The organism is Barnesiella propionica (assembly GCF_025567045.1).
GTDB classification, from domain to species: domain Bacteria; phylum Bacteroidota; class Bacteroidia; order Bacteroidales; family Barnesiellaceae; genus Barnesiella_B; species Barnesiella_B propionica.
In genome coordinates this window covers 238,663-263,760 of sequence record NZ_JAOQJK010000004.1, presented here as the reverse complement: position 1 = coordinate 263,760, position 25,098 = coordinate 238,663, and the positions used below count along the sequence as shown (strand labels likewise).

Annotated in this window: 11 protein-coding genes and 1 pseudogene; 1 reads left to right on the top strand and 11 read right to left on the bottom strand. The window is 39.5% G+C overall.

Annotated features, from left to right (window positions below; translation table 11 throughout):
- Positions 1-21: 21 nt before the first annotated feature.
- The 7 genes and pseudogenes from OCV73_RS07495 to OCV73_RS07465 all read right to left on the bottom strand — a co-directional run bounded on the left by OCV73_RS07495 (position 22) and on the right by OCV73_RS07465 (position 10,322).
- Entirely contained in the window at positions 22-564 is a 543-nt protein-coding gene (locus tag OCV73_RS07495) for a L,D-transpeptidase (protein ID WP_262512909.1), read from the bottom strand.
- Positions 561-875: pseudogene (locus OCV73_RS14515) on the bottom strand (energy transducer TonB); the annotation flags it as partial. The gene OCV73_RS07495 and the pseudogene OCV73_RS14515, both read right to left, overlap by 4 nt.
- A 2,602-nt stretch (positions 876-3,477) precedes the next feature.
- Positions 3,478-4,572, bottom strand: coding sequence for a mechanosensitive ion channel family protein (locus OCV73_RS07485; RefSeq protein WP_147550924.1), 1,095 nt, complete (start codon positions 4,570-4,572; stop codon positions 3,478-3,480).
- A gap of 127 nt (positions 4,573-4,699) precedes the next feature.
- Positions 4,700-5,956, bottom strand: a complete 1,257-nt coding sequence (locus tag OCV73_RS07480) for an Nramp family divalent metal transporter (RefSeq protein WP_147550923.1) — start codon at positions 5,954-5,956, stop codon at positions 4,700-4,702.
- A gap of 403 nt (positions 5,957-6,359) precedes the next feature.
- Positions 6,360-7,313: a manganese catalase family protein gene (locus OCV73_RS07475; protein ID WP_147550922.1), complete on the bottom strand. Its 954-nt coding sequence runs from the start codon at positions 7,311-7,313 to the stop codon at positions 6,360-6,362.
- Between the two features lie 605 nt (positions 7,314-7,918).
- Positions 7,919-8,818 carry an alpha/beta hydrolase gene (locus OCV73_RS07470; protein ID WP_147550921.1) on the bottom strand — a complete coding sequence of 300 codons (900 nt, stop codon included), beginning with the start codon at positions 8,816-8,818 and terminating at the stop codon, positions 7,919-7,921.
- Positions 8,819-9,263: 445 nt separating this feature from the next.
- Positions 9,264-10,322 carry a L,D-transpeptidase gene (locus OCV73_RS07465; protein ID WP_394802951.1) on the bottom strand — a complete coding sequence of 353 codons (1,059 nt, stop codon included), beginning with the start codon at positions 10,320-10,322 and terminating at the stop codon, positions 9,264-9,266.
- Positions 10,323-10,743: 421 nt separating this feature from the next.
- Between OCV73_RS07465 and OCV73_RS07460 the strand changes: the two genes are divergently transcribed.
- A complete protein-coding gene (locus OCV73_RS07460; protein ID WP_147550919.1) occupies positions 10,744-11,208 on the top strand; it encodes a TspO/MBR family protein in 465 nt (154 codons plus the stop codon).
- A gap of 82 nt (positions 11,209-11,290) precedes the next feature.
- Here the strand turns inward: OCV73_RS07460 and OCV73_RS07455 are convergent, their stop codons facing one another.
- The 4 genes from OCV73_RS07455 to OCV73_RS07440 form a co-directional block, all read right to left on the bottom strand.
- Positions 11,291-13,774, bottom strand: coding sequence for an ATP-binding protein (locus tag OCV73_RS07455; protein WP_147550917.1), 2,484 nt, complete (start codon positions 13,772-13,774; stop codon positions 11,291-11,293).
- 211 nt (positions 13,775-13,985) lie between these two features.
- Positions 13,986-16,487, bottom strand: coding sequence for a T9SS-dependent choice-of-anchor J family protein (locus OCV73_RS07450; RefSeq protein WP_147550915.1), 2,502 nt, complete (start codon positions 16,485-16,487; stop codon positions 13,986-13,988).
- Positions 16,488-16,658: 171 nt separating this feature from the next.
- Positions 16,659-21,053, bottom strand: a complete 4,395-nt coding sequence (locus OCV73_RS07445; protein ID WP_147550913.1) for an Ig-like domain-containing protein — start codon at positions 21,051-21,053, stop codon at positions 16,659-16,661.
- 317 nt (positions 21,054-21,370) lie between these two features.
- Positions 21,371-25,039, bottom strand: coding sequence for a T9SS-dependent choice-of-anchor J family protein (locus OCV73_RS07440; protein ID WP_147550911.1), 3,669 nt, complete (start codon positions 25,037-25,039; stop codon positions 21,371-21,373).
- Positions 25,040-25,098 lie beyond the last annotated feature (59 nt).

Sequence of the window (25,098 nt, the reverse complement as noted above, 5' to 3'; positions counted from 1 at the left end):
CCTTATTTTTATTGAAATGCCCTATTTCTTCAGATTTAAATTTTCATCCATTACGGATGGGGTAATAACAACTGTTAGTGGGGGATATATTAAAGTTACCAACCGTTCCAAATCGTCATTATTTAGCCGAATACACCCTTCTGTTGCTCTGCTTCCGATACTTTCAGGGGCATGTGTTCCATGAATTCCTATTCCTTTATGTCCGGGTACTTTTAAGCGCATGAAGTATTTCCCATATGCCCCCTCTATTTCCCCTTTTCCGTCGTGAAAATCATGAGTCCATTTTGACGCATTTTGAATATCTACGACTCTAAATACTCCTTCCGGAGTACGCATATCCCCTTGCTTTTGCTTATTTCCATATGCCTTTCCTACTGCAATAGGAGCACAAAACAATGTATCTCCTTTGTAGTTGATTAAATTTAGCTGCATATCCTGCTTGGATATAACTATAATGTTAGCGTTTTCAATTTTAGAAATAATCTTCTGATGATGATAATTACATGCCAACCATGTACAGAAGCAACACACCAGTAATAAAAATATTCTTAATGCAGTTTTCATGAAAGTCTAAAATTGATAGGAACGGTGTATTTAACCCTTACAGGTACACCCTTCTGTTTACCGGGTATCCATTTAGGCATACTACTTAAAACTCGCAGTGCTTCTTTATCTAAATATTTATCCACACTTCGCACAATACGAAAATCGGTAGTACTGCCGTCCTTCTCTACCACAAATAACACAATGACTTTACCTTGTACGCCTGACTCTTGGCAGATAGTAGGATATTTTAAATTTTTGCTGATGAAGCTCATTAAGCCTGCCATTCCACCATTAGGAAATTCAGGCATTTGTTCAACAATCTCATATATGCGATTATCCTCTACGTTATCGGCAGCGATATCATTCACACTAATATCTGTCGGTGCATTATCTTCCACTATTTCAATTTTTTCTTCTGCGACTACTGGTATATATGGAATTTCTTTCACGATGTCTTGCGTTTGTTGTTGTGTGTATGCTACCTCAGATTTAACAACAATACTGTTTCCGGTATAAGTTACATTATATTCATTTCTTCCATTGAGATATCTTACATTTTTTATTTGCCCGTCTTCAGGTGCATTTTCATCATACAGGAATATAGGCTTTTCTGTTTCTTCATCAAAAGAATATATAGCAAACCTTCGTTCTTGTGTGGCATTGTTTTTGAGAATAAAAGCGAACTCTGTAAATTTATCATGGCCATTATTCAAACGAGGAAATAAAACATTATTAGGCTTTACATTTTTCTGCAATGTGAAAAGTTGCCAACTTTCATTCCCGGTATTAAACTGATTACGTTTACAGTAATCAAGTATTGCAAGGCGGCATTTAGAGGACTCAATATATTCTTTAGTATCTGCGCTGCCCCATATATCATTAAGTAATTTGAAATCATTCCACTCAAGCAAATATGGAGAAGCAACAAACCCTTTCATCCCATTTACTTTGATTTCCGCCCATTCCATATCTTTTGAATAGGTAATCAGTTCGGAACCATAAGGAACTTTGGATAAAATGTTGTACTCTACCCCTGCCACTTTTGATGAACGGAAAAATACATTATTGGCAACTACATAAGTGCGCAGCGCATCCCTATCTTTGGCATAAGGAACATACCACATAAAATATCCGGCTATAAGTCCAACAAAGGCTAATGCACCTATAACAATACCTATAATCAGAGTATTATTCCGTTTGGTTGATGTCGGTGTTTGATAAGACGACGTAACTGACGGAGTTTGAAAAGTCTGGGCAGATTGTGTATGCACTGTGCTTGTCTGTGGTTGGACTGGAACAATATTCTGCTCGGGTACTTCCGGTTGCACCGGGTCATAAACCGATATGTTATTTTCAATTTGCGGTTGCTGTTCTACATAAGAATTAGGTTCGTCATTAAGGCTTTGTTCTGCTTGAGCTAACAAATCTTCATATTCCCTGACCGTTTTCTTGTTTGTAAAGAACTTAATCAAGTTAGAAATACATGTATAGGTGGCACATATAGGGGCTAATCCAATCATGAACACAATTTTTATCAACAACCGCATCATCCAGCCAAACATTAAATTTATCATGTCCCTTTCGTATCGGTCATGAACTTCGTCTATTATACGTTGTTCCCGGCTTCGGCGTGTTGCCTTAAATGCAGAGGGAATGCCGGCTACGCCTGATATTATCCACACTTGCATAATACCTGCGCCACCTGCAAAAGCTGCGAATCCTATACCCAAGAAAAAACCACTAAAGATAAATTTAACCAGCGCCCACGTTTTGTCTTTTTGCGCATCTTTTAATCTATCCATTACAATGGATTTACCACAACTGGGACACAGCGGCTTATCATCCCAAGTGATAGCATTGTTTACACAATCCCGACAAAGCCCTACATGGCATTGGGCACATGTTGCTACCGCAGGCTTGTTCTCATGAAAAAAGCAATTCATAGTAATTCAGTATGTCTTTCCAGCCCCTAAAAAGACCTCTTATTTAACACCGAAGCGTGGAACTACAATACCACACCTTTGTTCGAAGGTCCTGAGAAAACCTTGTATGACGGATATGGTAATAGCAGCCCACGCTATAGCGTGAGAACCACTATGCCTTCTCTTGTCATACATTGAAAATTTCTCAGGTTTTCGAACACAAGATAAGCATAACGCTTCTTTTTTTCTAATATGTATCGGAAAGAGCCACTGCTCAATTCCAATTGCAAAATTAGCAAAAAAATGAACAAGGCTTTATAAACTGCGGCTATATATTTGTAATATAGCATATTTATAGCCTTAATCCTCTCTTCGGTATGTTTTTCTCTTTTTGGGTGTTGGAACTGGATTTTCCAGTTTTTATTGAAATACTACGGGAACAAAATTTTGCAAAAGGCGGTACACGGAATGTTTATTCGAGAAAAAATAGGTGTTTAAAAAATGGAAAAGCGTTTACAGCAAAATACGATGATCCGGGGTATGAAATGTTTTAAGAAAATCGCTAAAGGGCGTTGAAGAATGAATTAAAAAACGGCACAACACTACAGGAATTAAGAAAGATTATTCTCTTGGCGGTCTAATACCTCGTACAGGAACCCGGGAACTTTACCATATGTCGGATAAAGGCCGAAACAATCCATTCAACATGTGTAAATAAAACCCATCCGTAAGTATCGGATAACTACAGACTCACATCACTGTGTTAACCGACAAAGTAATATCAGTACTAAGGCCTATAAAAAAACCAGATAGTGACAGGCCACCTCAACAACGATTTAATAAATCTATTATTTTTCTCTTATATCCGACAGCGGTTATTTAGGAAAAACGGTAGTAAACACTTAAGAACTGAAAATTATTAATGTGTATATGTTTCGTAAAGGACAGGATTCCCATGATCAAATTTATATTCGAACTTATATCTATTTTAATAAAACACAAACCGTTATCAAGGTTTAACTTCAGGAATATCATCAGGTTTGTTTGTGTTTTCGTCCGTCCCCTCTTTTTCTAAGTAAACAGTTTGTGTGGGAAATGCGAAATTAAGACCTGCTTTATTGAAAGATTCAAGTATAGCCATATTCATATCCGACGACACTTTTAATATATCTCCTCCTTTTACAATGTAATAATAATAAGTAATTACTAAAGCCCAGTCAGTATAATCGGTAAAATTAGGCGTGATATCCGAGGGATGGGTCGATACATTGTCTACCTTTTGAGGTAGGGCTCTTAAAATATCCAGAGCCTCTTTCATTTTAGAGGGAGGAGTATCATAGGTCAATCCGATTTTTACCGTCATGCGCCGCATTGGTTCTGAAGAAATATTGACAATGGAGGCATCGGTAATCTTATAATTCGGAAGGGTAGTAATTCGCCTGTCATAACCCAGTATTTTAGTACTTCTGACTCCTACATCTACCACGGTTCCTTCAAGACCGTTTACCTGAATAGTATCTCCAATACTAAAAGGTTTATCTGTAAAGATGGTAAAAGCCCCGAAAATGTTTTTTACCGTATCTTGTGCGGCCAAAGCAAATGCGATACCGCCGATACCCAACGTCCCTAATAAAGCACTGATATTTACTCCAACATTGCTGAGTGCCATTACAATTCCGATAATCCACACGATAACAAGAATTATTCTTTTTACGACCGGCATCATTTTATTGGGATGTCCGTCAGATCGTCGTCCCCAGTATTCCTGAAGTAATCCCCCGAACAGCCTGGCAAAAAACCAGGTAACGTTTAAGACTATGAGTATTCGGTATGCGTTATCGACGATTTTTACGAAATTGTCGGGATAAACCAGTTTGTGAATGGCAATCCAGATACCGAGCAGTAAGATTGCAAATTTAATAGGAGGTTCGATAGAATAAAAAATAATATCGTCCAGATGGTTGGATGTACGGCTAATAAATGATTTGAAAACTTTTTTATTGAACAAAGTCAGTAATTTTACTATAATCACCGCTCCTAAAATAAAGAGAAAAGAAATACACCATGTCAGAAGGGAATTTCCCAATATTTCCTTTTCAAACATATCCCTATAAATTTAAATTTCAACATTTTTCCCTATTATAAAACCCAAGACGCAAATTTTGTTTAGCGTTTAACATTCTAAAAGAAACCTATCCTCTTTTACCCATATATTGGTTAAAATCATGCTATTAGTATATAAAACTAATAAGTAGCATTATATTGAGCAAAGTGACCACACCTCCGAAAAAATAAAGAAGAAATCGTATTTTGGGAGTATTTTTATAGGATCCCATAACTTTCTCCGACGACGTGAGGTAAACTTGCAGGAATATGGTAAATGGAAGTTGAATACTGAGAATCATTTGGGAATAAATAAGTCCTTCGAATGGCTTATCGATCAAAAGAATGATCGCAAATGCCACCGCTAAAGATATTATCACCCCCAATCTGGAATGAATATCACGAATATTGTACGGCTTTTTAAAAATACCGGCAAAAATAGAGCCGCCCGCCATTCCTGAAGTAATCGAAGAAGCGATTCCGGCAAATAACAGTGCTACGGCAAAAATTACGACAGCAGCATTTCCAAGCATAGGCTTCAATAACGAATCGGCTTGCTGTAACTCTGTAACCGGTGTTTTATTGACAAAAAAAGTCGCTGCCGCCAGCAAAATCATCGCACTATTTATCGCCCAGCCCAAGATCATCGAAAAAATAGTATCGATATATTCATAACGTAATTTGTAACGTATATCGTTATTGTTTTCTGTTATCTGATTCCGGCTTTGTATAATCTCCGAATGTAAAAACAGGTTATGTGGCATTACCACAGCACCCAGCACGCTCATAATAATGACCATAGAGCCTTCCGGAAAAGAAGGTGTAATCCAGGAATAGGCTGCGGCGGGCCAGTCTATAGATATAAGTGAAAGTTCATAGATAAATGAAAAACCGATAACCGAAACAAAAGCGATAATCCATTTCTCGATCAGCCGGTAACTATTGGTAAATAACATTATAATTACAAAAACAGTTATCAGTAACGCTCCGGTTTTTATAGGAATACCGAACAACATTTGCAATGCTATGGCTCCGCCGAGTATTTCGGCCAATGACGTAGAAATGGAAACGGCTACGGCAGAACCGAGTAAAATGCGGGAAAATGCAGGCTTCAGATAAATCGTGGCGGCTTCTGAAAGACATAATCCGGTTGCTATACCTAATCGTGCGGCGTTATGTTGTAAAACAATGAGCATCAAAGTAGAAAATGTGACCATCCAGAGTAGCGAATATCCGAATTCGCCTCCGGCAGCCAGGTTAGATGCCCAGTTTCCCGGGTCGATAAATCCTACAGTGACGAGCAGTCCCGGACCTATGTATCTCAGAAATCTGAGAAAATTGGCTTTTGGAACAAATTTAGTAGCATATTTATTAATATATTCCAACGAGGTAGCTTTTTTCGGTAAATGAATTTTTCGATGAAAGTAATATCTTGAAAACACGATCTTTTACCTAAAACCGAAAATACGCTCAGATATTCTTGAGAAATTTCCTTGAGACTTCTCCCCGGAGAGCATGGCAAAATCCCGGCCGATATTGGTTAAATGAAACATGATTTTCAGATAAATTCCCGGTAATAACACTTTTAAATGCATTACCGGGAATAATACGTTGCTTCTTGTATGAAACGGTCATTTATTTTTTTACCGATTTCTTAGTTGAAGCAGAGGACTTGCTTTCTTTTGCCGGAGCTGCTTTGTGAGCACTTTTAGCTTCCTGCTTTTTTTCAGTTTTCTTAATCATAAAAATAAAAATTATAGTTAAACAATATATGATACAGCACTCTTATTACTTGCTGTCTTTTTTTACAGATTTGTAATCACACCATTGCATATCCTTTTCGGGAGTAGCTGATAATATTTCGGTACTACGCTCTTTAGCCATTTTACTGTCATATTTACGAACTTCCTCTTCAGTACGGTCAGTACCTTCGGGTTTTCTGTCTAATAAACCGTTTGTTTTAACAACTTCCTCCGAAGGATTATCGATGTATTGCCATTCTTCTTTCAACTGCGTACTCTCTCCTTCATTCCAAGGGCCACGGGCATCTTCACCTTTCGACAAATTAAAATAAAGGTTACTGTATTTAGGATCTGATTGAAATACACCGGGAGGGAAATTAGGCTGGATAGTTTCTAACGCGGCTTCGAATTGTTGGTAATGTGTAACTTCACGGGTCATTAAAAAGCCGAGTGTTTCTTTAACCGAGGGATCATCGGTAAACGGAATAAGGTATTCATAAACAATTTTGGCCCTACATTCTCCCGCCATATTGGAACGGAAATCGACAGTAGGTTCCGCATTGGCCGAAACATACGTTGCGCACCAAGGGTTACCGTTACTGTCGGTAAGCATAGGACTTCCCGGTGAAGTGATAAGGAATTGCGGATTGGTAAATGCCTGTTGTATGAAATCTTCTTTACTGGTTTTTCCACCCATTACGGTATTTATTTCCATATTTTCTACAACATCTTTCATTTGTCCGTTCACAGGACCGAGAAGCATTTGTATGGTTGCCCCGACGATCTCGAGATGACCCAACTCTTCCGTCGCAATATCCATCAACATATCATACTTGTCAGGGAACGGATTACGACAACTAAATGCTTGTACAAAATACTGCATGGCAGATTTTAACTCTCCGTTGGCTCCCCCGAAAGCTTCGAGAAGCATACGGGCAAAGCGGGGATCCGGATTAGAAACACGAGCGTTGAATTGCAAATTCTTTGAATGATAAAACATCGCCTATTAATTTAATGGTTAGTAACTCATATTAGTTATGATGTACATCTCGGGATTATAACGGCAGCGTAATTATATAAGTTCTAACTACTTACATTTAGTATATTTAATTAACTGATATAAAAATACTTTTGTAAGAAAAGGTAGAAATGTATTTTTTTTGGTATTATTGAGAAAAAGAATGTGTAATTCGGAAGTGTACGTTAAAATAATCTTTAGATAAATCGCAATATCACCCCAATTTAAGTTGAAAAACTTATCACAGGAAATACATAAAATGAGCACAGACTTTCCTGTTCAGAGTTAAGACAATAATAACTTTTCAAAACAAGGCTATCCTGAAACCCGCGAATTATTCTGCATAAAACAGGCTCCGAAATATGGATTTACATAAAAAACAAAACAGGACAAAAGCAAGGAGAAAAGGTATACGATGTGCAAAATTGATTTTGGAATATATATCACCTGATAAACCCAGACAATAAAAATGATCTTTATCAAATAATATATTCCCATTAAACCGGTAATCATGTCCAGCATAAATTTGCCCACTTCATCAAAGATAAAGCTCTGAACAATAGCATTATGTTATTACTGTTAGAAAGTCACTTCTCTTCCGTAACAAATGATTGGCTCACAAAAGGAAGCATCAAGTATAAGCTAGTCATCCAGTATTGCCAGGTATGTCCGCCATCACGAATCCTCAACTGGTAAGGAATTTGCTGCTTACGCATAGCAGCAATCATCCTGATATTCGAATCATAAGTAAAATCATCGTCTCCACAATCGATGAACCAATTCAACTTTTTCCATTTTGCAACTTGTTCCGGAGTCGCACTATCAAACAAACGGATAATATTATTCTTCTCAACTTCTGTTTGGGACCAATCGGGTCTCGGTGCAGAAATACGGTCTAATGGTTCTACATAAGAACTGACGGCATAAACAGCCGAAAACATATCCGGATGTGAAATCGCATAAAACAGACTGCCGCCTCCACCCATGGAAAGCCCCGCGACAGCGCGATGTTTTTTATCATTTAATGTACGGTAAGTACTATCGACATACGGTATCAGTTCCTGAAAAAAATGATCTTCGGCAGGCCAGTCTTCCATATTGAACCACATGGCATTATCTCTATACCTCCCGTCAGGACATACGATAATCATTTCACAGGCATTTCCCGAATCGATTATTTCATTTGCAAAGCCTTCCAGCCTCGCTCTTTCCATCCAGTCGCTGAATGCACCGCCTGCCCCTCCGTGAAGGAGGTAAAGTACCGGATAACGCCTGTCAAGCTGTGTTGCATAACTTTTTGGCAAATAAACGGTATAATCCCGTTCCGTTACTCCGGGCAAAATGGAAGTAGGAATTTTATGATAGCTCATTTGCCCCTGCGAAGCCGTCCGGGCATACGAAATAAAAGAACACAGCAATAAAATAACCATTAAAGATAGTCGCAGAAAATAATTGGATCTTAACTGAAAATGCATATCCTCTCTCATAACGGAAAATATAATAATAAACAATAATATGAATGGCTATTCGGTCTTAATACATCTCTCCGCCAAGCTGGCAGAACAAATAAACATAAACCGGTACAAAAAAGCGTGAGCATCATGGCTGGTGTCCATTCCGACCTTGAGGTACCGCCAAGCACCCGCACTCTAAATAGACCATGACCCCACGCCTTTACTATTATATGTAAAACACATACAATCGCAAAAGGACGGAGAAACTGTCTATTATCATCCGAGTGCAGAAATCTTGGCGGTTTTCAAAGTCAAACGACAATACGATGTTTTTCCTAAGCAACAGCGGCCTTATTCCATGCCACTTCATAGAACAAATGTACGCAAAAAAAAGATTCTTTCAAATACTTCGGCAGAATTCTATAATAATACATTTTCAAAAAATCCGGTAAAAACGTATAATTAACAGCGCGAAAAATCAGTCTAACACAAAAACAAGTGTTTTCCCTACCGATACCCAGTCATAAATAAACTGTGCATGAGATGTCGCATTTCTCACACACATATGCGAGCGCGGTGTAGTACCGAGCGAAGGACTGTACTCACGTATAATCGTATCCGGCTCGTTCACCGGTATGCCGTGAATATATCCGCCATTGGTAAAACGACTAGCGTAAGGCGCAAAACCACCGTGCTCGTCTTTACCGTCTTTCAGAAATATCATTTTTTTCTTTTTTTCCTGAATGACAAATATACCCGGAGGCGTTTCCTGCATATACGGCGGTTGATGGCGGCCTGTAGTTACCGGATTCATACTCCTGACCATCCACACGGAATCTACTTTTTCCAGCGTTACAATATTCTGGTTCACGACATCGACGAAAATCACTTTAGTAAAAACCAGCGAATCGGCCAAAGACTTTACATATTTACGCGGAACTTTCCATTTTCCTCCGAAATACAAAGCACGTACACCGGTATATAACGAATCGGCGTCCAACAATTCCACTAGTGTTCCGTCCCGGCCGTATATTTCGGGCACAGAATCACCGGACAAATAAAGCGGAACAGACTGGAATCTTTCCACTCCTAACGTATCGGCGATTCTTCGATATGCATTCCTTTTATAATTCCTGACCAGTGGAGATTCACCGTTCCGGTTTCTGTAATTCTGGAGAACACCCCACGATACCGTATGCCGTTGAGCTGAATCGAGCAATGCCAGTGCCTTCCTTATTTTATACCACTGGAACATACGCACCGTATCTTTATAAGGATAACTATCCAGAAGAGTATGACGGTCATACAGGAATGCCTTCTCTATTCTTATACTTTCAGGAATAATATCTTTTACTTTTGTTTCTAACAAACGGTGTTCCGGTTCTTCCGTAACAATACGGTTCGCGGAATCTGCATTTTGAGAAACAGACGAAACCATATCTCTTACATTATCTCCACCGGCCCTGCGAGAACAGGAACAGAAAAAAAGAACCGCAAATAATAATAAAGGCAATATAAATATTCTCATGAAAATCATACTTTTTTCATTCCGGAAACAAGTCCATCCGTCACGTGTACCAACATAACAGCCATTTTAAGAATAAAGATGTCCAGAACCGAAACGCATAAAACAAATTAGCTTAATTTTATCGTTTTTATACCATATAAAGATAATTACTCTTCCGGAATTTTATTTAATAAACATCCCCGAATTTTCATTCGTTTTTTCATGCATGCAAAAAGAGCGTCCTTCTATAATAAAACCCGGCTCTAACCCAATCGATCTTTAAACAGAATTATAAAAACTATTACCTATCTCATTTCACATGCACCAGAAATGCTTCGTAAAGACGTGAAAGATTATCGACCTTTCCTGATCTTATTGTACAACTGATTTCATAAACTGCTTATTGTGAACATAGAGAAAGATAAATATGTTTATATGATAAAACAGACCTATGAAAAAGTTCCTGGCATATTTCATCCCCGTACTACTCTGTTTCGGAGTAGGGATAAGTGCATCGTTGGCACAAGCCGATTCCATAGTTAACTGGTATCCATTCCTTAACAAACCGGCTTTAACTCCTCCTAATTTCGTCTTTCCTGTCGCCTGGAGTATACTATATATATGCATGGGTATTTCAATAGGGCATATAATTCTTTTACATACCCCTGCGAAATGGAGTTTCATAAAAATATTCATTATTCAATTATTATTGAATTTTACCTGGAGCATAGTCTTTTTTTTCCTGCAGAATCCTCTGCTGGGATTTATCAATATAATTGCACTGCTCTTTTTTATCGTTTTGTACGCAGTCCGGACTTATCCGGTATCTAAATTAAGCAGCTTACTATTTATCCCTTATATATTATGGGTCGCATTCGCATCATACCTGAACTTTTACATCCTGATATACAACTAAAACGGTATTCTGCTCAAACAACACAAAGAGAGAGAAGAAAATTGTGTTTTCTCCTCTCTCGTGTTAACCGCACCGTTTAAAATCAGTACCTTTTTTTCAGTAAATCGTATATCTTATTTTTCAATAATTTTATTTGTATAGGCTTTGTCGTATAAGCATCAAAACCGCTGCGGAGTATCCTGTCGCCGTCTTCCTCAAAAGCGAATGCAGTAACAGCTACTATACAAACCGAGGATGATATTTCCCGAATCAGTTTTGTAGCTTTATAACCATTCATGACAGGCATTTTAATATCCATAAGTATCAGAGGGGGATTATATTCCTTAAATAAGTCCACAGCCTCGGCTCCATTCCAAGCATGTATCAAATTATATTCTTTACCCAATACCGTCTCATATAATTTATAATTACCGGGGTTATCTTCTGCTATAAGAATGGAATATTTATCTTCAGGCAATAACTCTTTAACCTCTTTTTCCTGTTCCCCATCGGCGGCTTTTATACTTTGAACAGGGATATAGGGTAAAGTGAACCAAAAAGTCGAACCTTTATCCAATTTCGATTCTACCCCTATTTCCCCTCCCAGCCTTTCTATAATGGTAGAACTGATGGTCAATCCCAATCCGGTACCTTGCGCCTTGGAATCTAATTTCACAAACCGGTCGAAAACATGTTCTTTTTTATCGGCAGGAATACCGCATCCGGTATCCGAAACATAAAAATACAACATATTATTTTCCTGCAAACGGTAACCGAAGCGAATACAGCCCTCCCGGGTAAACTTCATCGCATTATTAATAAAATTCACCAATACCTGTGTCACACGGTTTCTGTCTGTACGCACCACACATTCGGGCATACGTTCGTCAAATTCAATAAGCACATGCTTCCGCTTCTGTCTCATTCGGGAAGAATATTCCACTTCCTCAAGAATGCTATTGATATCGGCATCGGAATAATTAAATTCCAATATACCGGCCTCGATTTTCGATAAATCGAGTATATCGTTGATAAGTTGCAACAGCAGATCGTTATTATTCTCTATAATGGCAATATAATCCCGTTTTTCCTCGAGGTCTTCCGTCTCCGCCAATATGTTTGAGAATCCTACTATAGCATTAAGAGGCGTACGTATTTCATGGCTCATATTCGCCAGAAAAGCAGATTTCAGCTTATTCGATTCTTCCGCTTTCTTTCGCGCTTCTATAAGCTTTTCCTCTGTCTCTTTATTCTGCGTAATGTCAAAGTTTATCTCTACGGCTTCCAATGTTCCGTCATTCTGTTCCTGTATAATTATATTCTTATGCAACCACTTGCACGTCCTGTCCGGACATACGACCCGAATATCTTCCGAGAATGACTTTTTGGCACCGATAAAAGCTTGTGAATAAAAATTCTGCAGACGTTTCCGGTCATCTTTATGAACATGAGGGTAGATCCCTACAATTTCCGGCAAAGGAATATTCTCTTCTTCTCCAAGATTCCGGTACCATTCGCCGGCAGCGAATCCGCTCTGTGTCGTCAGATTATATTTGACATAACCGACCTTGGAATAACGGGCAATTACCGAAAACATTTCCTTAAATTCCTGTACTTCCGTATAAATCTTTTCGGTCTCGGTATTATCCGAAATCACAAACAGATAATAATCGACCTCTCCTTGCAGATTAAATATGCATTTTCCCTTAATGTTGATATTCTTGACACCTTCTCTGATATGTGTTTTATAATAACCGTCCTGTTTACTGAAATCATAATTCAAATGCAAGTTGATATCTTCGTTATTTCCCAGACGTTCCAACAGTTCCCGTGGGATAACCGGATTATCATACATACTTTTGCCGATAAGGTCGTCTTTATCCGTTAATCCGAATATTTCCACATCCTTATCATTATGATCGACCAAGAATCCCTCTTTATCATATATTTCCAGGCCTACCGGTATATTATTATATATACTGTTCAAACGAATCTTGTTAAGTTCCCATCCATCGGTCTTTTTAATACGGGTAGCGGTAAATTCGTTACGAAAAGTACCGGACACAGTAAGCATATGGGAAAAAACCGAAAGACAGTGATAATCACCTTCCGTCCATACACGATGGTTTCTTTCCTCCGTATCCAATCCCCAGAAACCTACAGTCGTTTCTCCCGTCACAACAGGCAGTAAAATAAAAGATGATGTTCCTTCTTTAATTTTGAAATGAAGCTTAATTCTACCTGAATCAGAAAGAAGCGACATATCATTTACAATAACTGGTTTGCGGGCGCATAAACGCTGGACAAACCATGAAGTATCTTTCATCGGAATATTTTTAAATCCCGACATAGCAGGCTCCACCCCATCCGCCAGCACTTCAGAAACACAATTCTGTTCGAATCGTTCCCAATCATATTCAACGATATACGCACGGCTTGCTCCGAATTCTTCTATAACAAGACTCAATATATAACGGGCCTCCGATATGTCCGGTTTACATTTCAGCATGTTCAGTAAACCGGACATTATGCTCCGGACATTACCGGAATCATATACATCTTTTATAGGGTTTTTATTTATTGGCATTATTCAAAGAAAATCACAAATATTAATATATTGCAAATATACTTAATAACATAAATAATATTACCCATCCAAATGAAAATATTTTTAAATAATATATAATAAGAAGTCTACATATATCCTTTATTTTTGAACTACCTGCATAATATGTATTATTTATAATAACAAAGAAAGCGGCTTACGGCCGCTTTCTTTGTACCAAAACATAAATATCTTATTTTACAACCACCTGCCGAACGACAGATGTGCCTCCGCAATCAACTTTAACAGTATAGAATCCCGCAGGAACCGGTATTACAGCCTCTCCGCTCAAGGACTTAACAGAAACAAGTTGTCCCATCGTATTATAGACTTCAACTCTGGCATCCCCGGAAACCGTACACCTAACATATATAGACCCAGACACTGCATATATACGTATATCCGGTTTCTCTACCCCGGAAACCGCACTTTTATCCACTGTAAAAGAATACTCCGACATTTCGGATTCTCCCGATTTATATACGGCTACGACTCCTACCGTATAACTTCCGTCATCCAGGGATGATATCGTATATGAACAATCTTTCGTATTTCCCAGCTTCGTTCCGTTCAAATATATATCATAGGTAGCTGAACCTGTATTTTCAGTTCCGGAATCTTCAGCTGGACCTACATAGAAAGAGTCCAGTAACGAGAAGAATGCATTGTAAGAAACATAATTTACAGCCAAATATACGTCTTTTCCTGCATACGCCGACAGATCGACCTGATATTCATACCAGGAATCGGACAGTGTTATCATATCCAATTCAGTAAACGACTCTATATCTTTCGACTCGGATATCATAATCCTTATCTTTTCAGTATACATACTCGTATATGATTTTGCCAGAAAACGCACGACATATCCTTCACGGATCCTTTGTTTGGGAGAAATAAGCCAGTCATTGGATTGTCCGGCCTCTGCCGAAAAGAAAGCCACGCACTTATCCCCTTCAGGAGCACGGGCGGCACCATCTTCGTACATCGAAGGTTTCGTAGCTTTAGCATTAAAAATAAGGCAGGGCATCTTCCCTTTCACTCCGGGAAAAGACACTTCAGCCCCTGCTAAATTAACGGCATAAGTCGTCATTCCGTCGGCATCGACCGTAGTCCAGTCTCCGAAAGATTGTACAAAATTATCATAAGACTCGAAATTATCGCTCCACCCCAAGTCCTGGTTCCAGCGAACTAACGCATCGTTTTTTTGCGTACTTGCATTAACCGTCATATCCACTGTAATATTGTACGGTTTCACTATTTTCTCTTTTAAAGCGACATCAACAACCCTTTTTTCACTGATTGTCACTAACTCGCTGAAAGGCTCAAAATCTTCCGAATCTATGCTCACCAGATATTCTCCTTTCATCATCGCTTTCAAACATGTTTTACCATCTTTAATCGTATCGGTAAACATCTCTTTATTATCCCCTCTCCCTATAAAATTGACAAAACACCCATCTGGAGAGGCCCCATTCGAAGTAAAATTAAACGTTACCTCGGCAAACGAAGAAGGCCACGGCATATTTACTCCCAACGTAGAAACATCCGATGAAGAAACACGATAGATCGCTTTGACTCCTAATGTGTGTTCACCCGGCGCAAGACCCTTGAACGAATGAGATGTATTTAGGGTAGTACCTATGGAGTCCCCATCCACATATAAAGCAAATTTTTCGGGGTATACATTGGCAAAAGAAGCACGACGACGAGCCTTGGAGGGATTAATGGAAGAAGGACCTACATAAAAATCATCGACCATGAGCATAAAGCAGGCACGGGAGATATATTGAATAGCGATATATACGTCTTTTCCTTCATAGGCAGAAAGATTGTACTCTATTTTCTTCCAGGCTTTATAATTAACACTTTCGTAATTACCGGCAGTAAGCTGGACAAAATCATTTATTTCCGTTCCTTTGGTCGAAATATATACCTTGAAACGTTCATCCTTAGCATCTCCCGCTTTAGCCAGGAACCTCACGACATTGTTAACGCCTACTTTTATTTTTGGAGAGATCAGCCAGTCATTATTAGCAGCCTCATTGGCCGTACGGATAAAACCGGCATATTGTTTACCGCTATATGGACGTAAAACAGGATATTCATACCATACAGGAGGATCTATTTCCAAAGGATTGAATATAGTCGCATACTGATTAAGCCCCCGGTTCGGATAATTGCCTGTAAGGTTAGCAGCAGGAAACTGGTCTACATCGATACCCGTCCACGGAGAAAATTCAATGGCAAAAGGTTCATAAGACTCGAAATCATCAAAGAAGTAATCCGTTTCTTCGTTCCAATTCAAAAGTATTTGGGTATCTCCCGTCTTGGGATTATGCAACACACTGGATTTTAAAGCATAAGGATTACGCACATCTTCTTGTAAAATAACTTCCAACTGTATATCTTTCGTGATATCCAGCACTTTCTCATATACAGCCAGACCATCTTTCTCTATTTTCAAAAGGTTAGCTCCTTCAAACACCTGATCAAAACGGACTTCTCCGGTAGAAGATAAATATCCTTCAGGATACTGTAAACCATAATCCACGTGTTCCAGACTGACCGGCGTTCCGGTAAGATTTTCTCCGGTTACCGCCGACACTTTCAGGGATAATGTATAACTTCCCTGGGCATTCGCCATTATAATACTTATCAGCAATAAACTTAAAACAAGTAATTTTCTTTTCATTATTTAATCGGTTCATTTATAATTTGCACAAAATTACACAAACTTGCCTACATATCCTCAAAAACTGCTAATAAAATATACTAATCTAAATCCTATAATACCCCATTTGCTATAAAAACGACAGCGCCGGGCTTAAAGCCCGGCGCTGCATCAAAAAACAATTACCTGTCATTACTTTTTAATCACCTTCACAACCTCCACGGCAGTTGCGGTTTTAACAATGACCATATAAATTCCCGAGACAGAATCTCCGACATTTAATTCAGTGTCAGATATTCCGGGCTCGGCATATTTTACAACCGTTCCGTTCGCACTATTTATGGTGACCGATTGTATAATTTCTCCGGCGGAAATATGGCACATACCCGAGTCATCAATAAAGACTTTTATTCCTGAAGACTGATTTTCAGGCAAAGCTGAAGGTACAGCTGCCATCTCTATGTTTAGAGTTATATCGTCTGCACCGACAGTAACGGGTTGCTCTGCCGCATAGTCTTTATAACCTTTCAATGTAGCAGTTACGGCATAATCCTTACCTGTTAAATAAACATCCATACGATAGCTTCCGTCTGCACCGGAAACCGCATCATACGCTACGTCACCAGAAGTAAGAACGATCTTCGCACCGGCCAGTATGGTATTACCCGATTTTACAATTCCGCTAACAACAGGAGCGACAAACTCTATATCGAGATTGCCGATATCGTCTTTAGAAACCGAAACAAGTCCTTCTGCAACATAGTCTCTGTAATTTTCCATAGTAGCGGTAAGTGTATAATCCTTTCCGGGTATATATACAGGTATGCTATAAACTCCCTCGGCATCGGAAACTCCTATGAACGAAATATCTCCTGAAGTCAATATAACCCGAGCTCCAGATAATTCGATATCGCCAACTTTAACCACACCGCTAACGACCGGAACAGAAAATTCTATATCCAGATTCCCAATATTTTCTTCACCAACCGTAACCGGAGTTTCATGAGTATAATCTCTGTAGTTTTCAAGAACAGCCGTCAAAACATAGTCTTTTCCCGTCTGATATACAGGAATACTATAAGCTCCTTCTTCGTCCGATACAGCAGCATACACGACATCTCCTGCAGTCAGTGTAACCCGAGCGCCCGGTAATTTTACATCTCCGGCCTTCACAACACCACTTACAACAGGAACCGCACGTTCTTCGGATAAACGGATCACAGGCATTTTGGTCTGGAATGATTCAGAATCGCCGGTAGTCCAGTCTTCTGCCGTATAGATTTCAAAATAAGAAGGTTTTTTAGCTTCCAGTTGTTCTTTCGCATCGGCAACAGCATAAATAGTCGTTGCAGTACGACGATCCATTTCGGCTTTTTGTTCATAAGCAAACGAATAACTATACTGTTTTTCGGTACTTTCTACTTTGATAACTATACGTATATTTTCACCGCTATAAACAAATCCTTCCGGTAATACGAATTCTGCGTCTGCAAACTCCTTCGTGTTTTTTAAATTCACCGTTCCGGAGAATACCTGTGTCATAGCAGATACATCGGTAAACGCGTCACCCGGCATTTCATCCGTCACATTAGCCATCCAAATCGTAGCTTTAAAATCCACATTACTACCGGAATATCTATAATACGGGTAAGATAATTTCGTAATTTTGGCCCCGGCACTCAGTCCTATCATACTCTTCGTATAAACACTTTCACTCTGGCTGAACAATGATCGCAAATCTATAGGAGCTTCACTCGACGAACGTGAAGTAGTAGTGACCTTACCGATAGTATGTTTAACTTCCGAGGATTCGGGAGCTACGTTCACGACAACCGGGGCAGAGACGATTTTATAATCTTCACCTGCTTTGATCTCCGCCGTATAGCTATGCTCTCCTGCGGAATGAGGTGTATAGCCAATATTATAAATCTGTGAAGCACCTGCTGCCAAATCAACGACAGCTGCACAAGCTACAGAATCCCCGTCTTCTTTCAAAGTAACAGTATATGAGCCTGCCGTTTCATTATTCACACCGATATTAGATACGGACAATTCAAAAGAAGTCGCATTATTTACCGTAGCTTTAGCATTACCCGTAAAAGAGTTGATATATAAATCGTGCGAAGCAGGAGAAAGTTTATAACCATGAACCATATCTAACAGGACGTAACCTGCATCGAAAGCGAAATAATAATCTCCGGCCGGGATATCCTTTATTACAAATCTCTTGAATTTATAAGAAGTAGTTTCAAAGTCATCGGCCGTATAAGACGCGGCTTTTGTCCACTGTGAACGGTCCTGTGAATAAAGTACATCCAATACACTTGAAAAAGTACGTCCGGCCACATAGAATACAAGACTGTCGCCGGCTGCCACTTTCAAGCGAGGAGTCATAAGGCGAGAGAGATTCACCATACTGTTTTCCGCACTTTGTTTATCGTCTTCCCTGGTAGTGGAAGTATATATTCCCTCCAGAATTCCGGTCAAATGATTATAAGAACTATACGTCGTATTTTTCCTCCAATTAGCGCCTTCCGGCATAACCCAGCCGGCGGGCGGGAAAACCGTACTTTCGAAAGATTCCAGTAAGGCATCTTCCGCCACTATAGTTCCCAAGACCCTGAATGTACGAGTTCCCCCAATACCATTATGCGTAATGGTAACGAGTTCATCGTAATCTCCGGCATTTCCGGCCAGTTTAACCGTTAAACTCTCGGACTTTCCGGGCTCCAGAGTCATATTTTTCTTATCGACCGTGAACGGAGCCGCAACAGAAATATCAGATATGTTCAAAGGAGAAATTCCTGTATTGGACAACTCGAAAATCATCTCTTTTATTCCTTTATTGACACCAAAATAAACATCTTTTATCTGGCCGAGTTTACCAATAGCCGGATTAATGGAAACCGTCCTTGACGCCGTTTTGTTATCAGAATTATCATCATCATCCGAAACTTGTACATAGAACGTTATTCTCTGTCCGTCATCCTGAACTTCCAAAGCAATATTCACATTCACCGTACAGGTTTTTGTTTCTCCCACTGCTATAGCCGGAGTCTCGGTAAGTGTTCCGAGTACATTTCCTTCACTATCATATACCGTAAAAGAATAAGAGTTGGCAGCCATATCGGATATACCTGCATTTTTATAAGTAAACGTTACTGGAGAAGTTCCTTCATTGAGCGTACCCCAACTCGAAGGGGACGTAATATCCAGCATCTGTATATTGTTATTAGGCAATTCGACAGACTCTGCAAAAAATTCATCCAGATAAACATACTTCATTTCGAACATCAGCTTAGTTCCGGCCGGAATATCTTCAATCACTATTTCTTTATAAGAAGAAGATAAGCTTATGGTCTGCTTATTTACCGGAGTCGCAGGATCGGATGCAAGCAGCTGGGAAACGATTAGCTTAGGCGTATCTCCATAACCTCCGCCTCCGCCTTTCGCATAGAACGAGACGCGTCCGCCGGTTTTCGGAGAATACAATTTATAATTCGAATAGTTCTCTCCCACTGCCAAACATTTCGTTCCGTTCAGGCCTCCCGATGAAATTACAGAAAGATCACTGTTCGTAGCCGAGGTATAAGACCAAAAAGTTGGCACAGGCTGAGCAGAGGTAATATCTTCAAAATGTTCGAAATATGCATTTTTGGGATATGCACTGCCTGTCAGTTCAACGCTCTTGGAACCTCCGTTACTGTGAATGGTAACCGTTTGTGTATGTACGCCTGCATCTTGTGGATTGTAAGTAAAAATCAATTCCTTCTTTTCCAAAGAAGTTACAACGCCATCCGGAACAACGACAGAGAAAGGAGCCGAAATACCGGTTACAGAAAAATCGGTCAGATCCGCTTTACCTATATTTTGTACGGTAACATTATTGCTAACAGATGTTCCAGCTTTGATATAACCAAAATCGAGCGAACCTGGAGACGCCGAAAGTTTTGCCTCGGCGGGTAATTCTCCGGCTGTATAGCCGATCGTCACAACAGGACGCTTATTATCTTTCGAAACAGCACGGTCTGAACTATCGTAGGAATGATACAAAACGGTAGATTCCGAAGTATTTTGTCCCGCATAAAAATATACTGTAGTCCACTGATTTGACGTTACTATAGTCTTTGAGTCTATAACCAGATTACCCCCATTATAAATATAGGGAGTAGTGAATGTATAAGTAACTTCCGCATCTTGATCATTCGTAGTGAAATCCATCTTTGTATCACTGGTCTCAAGACAAGTACTCAAAGCCGTTAAAAAATCAGTTGTCGCATAACTGCTCTGGGCCGTTTCTCCCAAAGAAAAGGCCAATGTACGGGACATATCTTTCGATGTTGATGATGTTTTATAATAGAAAGTAAGGGAATTAATGGATGAACCCGGCAGCAGATTCAGCTCACTTGCCAGAATAATTATCTGACTATGAGAGTTATAATACCCATAACTTATCGGAGCCGAATTCGTAATCTGGAACGAACTCTTTTCCCCGATAGTAATTGTTTCCGCCATTGCCGGAGGGATAGCCCCGATAGCCAGCAATACAGCAATAAACAACATTCTAATTAAAGTAGATTTTCTCATAAACGTATATTTTAATTAATACTTAAAACTTATCTTAGAAAATTAAATATTTCTATATATCGATACAAATTGCGTATTTTTATTCTGCAAAATTCTATTCCAGGAGGGTATTCCGTTTAAAAATAATTTTTGTTTGACAAAGATATATAAAAATATTTATTTTCTAAAAAAAAGAAAGATAATATCGCCAATCACTTCTAATTTGTAATTAAACACATATAATTACCTCTCATTTTTTTATTCCTCATTATTTAAAAAATAAAATAGGCGAACTCAAAAAAGAGTCCGCCTATTTCGGGCATATAAATTTTTATATCTTACATCTTGACAACACGGGTCGAGTAAACCTGTCCGGCCGATTGAACACGTACGATGTATGTTCCGGTGATCAGAGACTCTACAGATATTTCATTGGTTCCTACTTTCGAAAGAACTAAATTTCCGGTCAAGTCATAAACTTGAATAGCTTCTACATCAGTACCCTCAACACATAATACATTTCTTACCGGATTCGGATATACTTTAACCTTAGCGGCATTTACTTCTTCAACACCCGAACCGTCTGTCACGTCAATAACAACGTCTTGACTTACCGAAACTTTACCATCGGAAGCACTGATGCGGAACATCACTTCTCCTAATGTAGTTGGCGTACCTGTATAAACGCCGCCGGTAGCATTGGGAGTGAAAGTCAACCAAGAAGGAAGACCGGTATTTTTAATAGTCACAGGATCCGAATCGGCATCATAAACTTGTAGATTATAAGTATACACCTGTCCTATCGTTGCCTTCTCTACAGGGGTAGACATAAATATAGGGGCACTGTTCTCTTCGGCACCGAAATCGAAATCTTCATAATAGAAATCATCAAAGAAAGCGACGAAACCATTATAACTTACCGTGTGCTGCAAGGCTACATAAATTTGTTGTCCTTTCCACGCACTCAAGTCTACAATAAACTCCGTAAAGTTTTTATTGCTGTGGTTATCGATATGAGGAACTACCATATTCTGTGCATTTGCCACAGGCACGAAACTAGCCTGCTTATTATCTGTAGTACTTACCCAAACTGAAACTTTGGAATTCTCAAAACTTTCGGTATCACCATAAGATTTAGCATAGAAACGGAATTGTGCATGGTCACGTGCCGTCATTTTTTCACTAACGATCCAGTCATTAGAAGACAAACCTTCTACTTGAGGACTCATGGCAGCCAGCATTTGATCTCCCGAACGGGGATAAATATTACGCCAGTCAGCTCCTTCCGGCTCCGGTTTCTGGTTGATTACGATAAAGGCGTAAGCACCACCGTAGTTCGGGTAATTGATAAATACAGGACGGCAAGTGGCAGCCCGGTCAACATCGATCATGGTAAATCCCTGAGGATTTACAGAACCGAACTCATCTTCATCGAAACTGAAATAACGTACCGTACTGCTTAATGCAGTTCCTTCAACAGGGAATTTAATCGTTGCCGCATTTTCAAATTCGAGCAACATAGTATCTTGTACCAGCTTATTGGCGTCGCCGGCATTAAATGTTACGGAGAAAGGTACGCTTTCGCGGGAAGCAATCACTGTATTAGGAGCAAGAGAAGTCATAAAATTATTACTCTTGAAACTGATGTTTTTAAGGGTCATAGGCTGCTCACCGTCATTCAATAAAGCAAACACCGTACCAGACGAGTAGGATTTTTTATAATTTACCGAGCCGGCATTCCAACTTTGCGCATTAATAACAGCTTTTCCACCCATAGCGGCTTCTTCTATCATAATATTATCTAAAGCACCACCGGTAGCTTTCATCCCGTTCATTACACTGTAACGCCAACGGAATGCTACAGTCTGTCCTTTATAGGCCGACAACATAATACGTTCACGTGCCCAGGATTGGTTTTCTTTATCCAATGTAGATAAAGAAGCCAGCACATTCCATTCGCCGTTCGATTTTATTTCTAAATATAACGTATCATTATCAACGACAGTAGTTATTGACGGTGCTTTAGGTTTTGTAAGACCGGAAGGTACCGAATTTCCCCAGTAGAAGCTGATCTGCATATCCTTATCGTTAGGTAATTGAACCGGAGGGCTCTGAAGGATATCCTGAGTATTGCTCAGGTTACTTGAAACCAATGCCGAATATGTTCCGTCAAAAGGATTGATATTCGTACGGCTCCATCCACCATAGGCACCGCCTTTAATACTTTGCCATCCCAACGTAGGAAATGCATCTCCTTCAAAACCTTCAAAATACGGGAAAGTCTTTATACTTTGATCGGCCATCGTCGTAAATTGCCATACTTTTACATCGGCACTCTCGCCTACTGCATTGAACGGAATAACTTTCCAGTAATATTTCGTATTATTCTCTAACAAAGCTATTTCATAAGAAGTAGCCGTAAGAGATTCGCCGTTCACAATATCGAAATTATTTTCGGAAGTACCTACATATAACTTATAACCGGTAGCGAACTGACTTCCGCCCCAGGATAATTTAAGATCTTCATTCTGCACATTGATGGCATTATTTGCAGGTACAGGATTTGTTGCGGCCACCGGAGCAGCATCACGTCCGTAAAGAGGAGGAAGAACCACATCATCCACAAAAATCGTACTGTATTCCGGAATCTCATCATAACCTCCTGAAAGATCGAGCTCCATGGCATATCTGAATTTCACATAGCAATTATCAGATGCAGGAGAACCCAGATCCACTTTATAACGAACAATCTCATTCAAAGTCAAATTCTGGAAATTAAGTTTGCTCCAGCTCTTTCCGCCGTTAGAAGTAAAATAAAGCTCCAATTCATTTTCAGGGCCTACGGCATCGTCCGATGCAGGAGTATAATCTTCCAGCATATCGAATGTGATCGTATATGGGCCTCCGGCTGAAAGATCCAAACGAGGAGTCATTAACTCTCCATTCGAAGATAAGCTTGAATATACGCAAAAATCACCGGAAAAACCGGCTCCGTAACGTTTCCATTCGCTGGCAGACGTCCAACCCAAAGGAGGATATACATCGCCTTCAAAACTTTCCAAGGTGTAATTTGCAGGCAAGACCAGCTTAGTTCCCTGCAAAGCTACGTTAATATCTCCTCCGTTAGTCTTGATTGTCATCGTAGCATTGCGCGATCCGGTCAAAGTAGGTGTATATATCGCATTATAACGGTATTCCTGTTTTTGAGACAACTTTACATCGCCGGGAACTATATTAGTAGAAAAATCCGTTCCTTCCAGTCCTTCAATCGACAATATCTTTAAAGTATCGACCCCGACATTACGGATAGAAAGAGGTTCGGAATATTTTTTCACTCCCATATAGGCTCCATTAAAAATATATGAACCGGAACCTTCAGCAACAGGCTTTTCTATCGGAGTATATTTTTCAACCAGGATATCATCCAGCTTCACGCAATTTCCTTTACCCAGACCGGCAACAAGTTTACAGTGTACAAAAGCAATTTTGATAGTCTTTCCCTTCCATGCGCTCAAATTAATAATAGAAGTATTCTTTGCCCAAGCGGCCCAGGGAAACAACACCCCGCTTTTTTCTACCTGTTCTTTGTTCAGGAAAGACCATACATCCGTCCAGGTTTTCCCGTCATTATCAGAAATTCTGATTTTAAAATCATATTCCTGTTTTTCTATAGCAGCAGCAGAAGCCCCTACCCATTTATATTCCAGTTTGTATGTATTATCATCCAACACGAGAGCGGGTGTAATGAGCCATTCTTCTTTCGCCGGTTCATCATAAGTAAAGCTGCCGGCATCACAATATGCACTCTTGACACCTGCCACAGCGGCCTTGTCATCTTCATACAATATCCAGTGATTGACAGTTCCCGGTTGTACGTCATCTATTACCGTCCATCCGTTAGGAGGCATGACCGTACACGATTCAAAATCTTCTCTTAATAATGTCTGGGCATTAATTGCCAGAACCATCATAAGAAGCCCTAAAACAAGTGTAAACTTTTTTCCCATTTTTATAATAATTAATAATTAATGTTATTCGAACTACAAGGGCAATACTTTTTCACAGT

Bases quoted from the DNA above. Each gene is read 5' to 3' on its own strand.
- OCV73_RS07495 (WP_262512909.1), bottom strand. From the start codon at position 564: ATGAAAACTGCATTAAGAATATTTTTATTACTGGTGTGTTGCTTCTGT.
- OCV73_RS07460 (WP_147550919.1), top strand. From the start codon at position 10,744: ATGAAAAAGTTCCTGGCATATTTCATCCCCGTACTACTCTGTTTCGGA.
- OCV73_RS07440 (WP_147550911.1), bottom strand. From the start codon at position 25,039: ATGGGAAAAAAGTTTACACTTGTTTTAGGGCTTCTTATGATGGTTCTG.
- OCV73_RS07455 (WP_147550917.1), bottom strand. From the start codon at position 13,774: ATGCCAATAAATAAAAACCCTATAAAAGATGTATATGATTCCGGTAAT.
- OCV73_RS07445 (WP_147550913.1), bottom strand. From the start codon at position 21,053: ATGAGAAAATCTACTTTAATTAGAATGTTGTTTATTGCTGTATTGCTG.
- OCV73_RS07465 (WP_394802951.1), bottom strand. From the start codon at position 10,322: ATGATTTTCATGAGAATATTTATATTGCCTTTATTATTATTTGCGGTT.
- OCV73_RS07475 (WP_147550922.1), bottom strand. From the start codon at position 7,313: ATGTTTTATCATTCAAAGAATTTGCAATTCAACGCTCGTGTTTCTAAT.
- OCV73_RS07470 (WP_147550921.1), bottom strand. From the start codon at position 8,818: ATGAGAGAGGATATGCATTTTCAGTTAAGATCCAATTATTTTCTGCGA.
- OCV73_RS07485 (WP_147550924.1), bottom strand. From the start codon at position 4,572: ATGTTTGAAAAGGAAATATTGGGAAATTCCCTTCTGACATGGTGTATT.
- OCV73_RS07450 (WP_147550915.1), bottom strand. From the start codon at position 16,487: ATGAAAAGAAAATTACTTGTTTTAAGTTTATTGCTGATAAGTATTATA.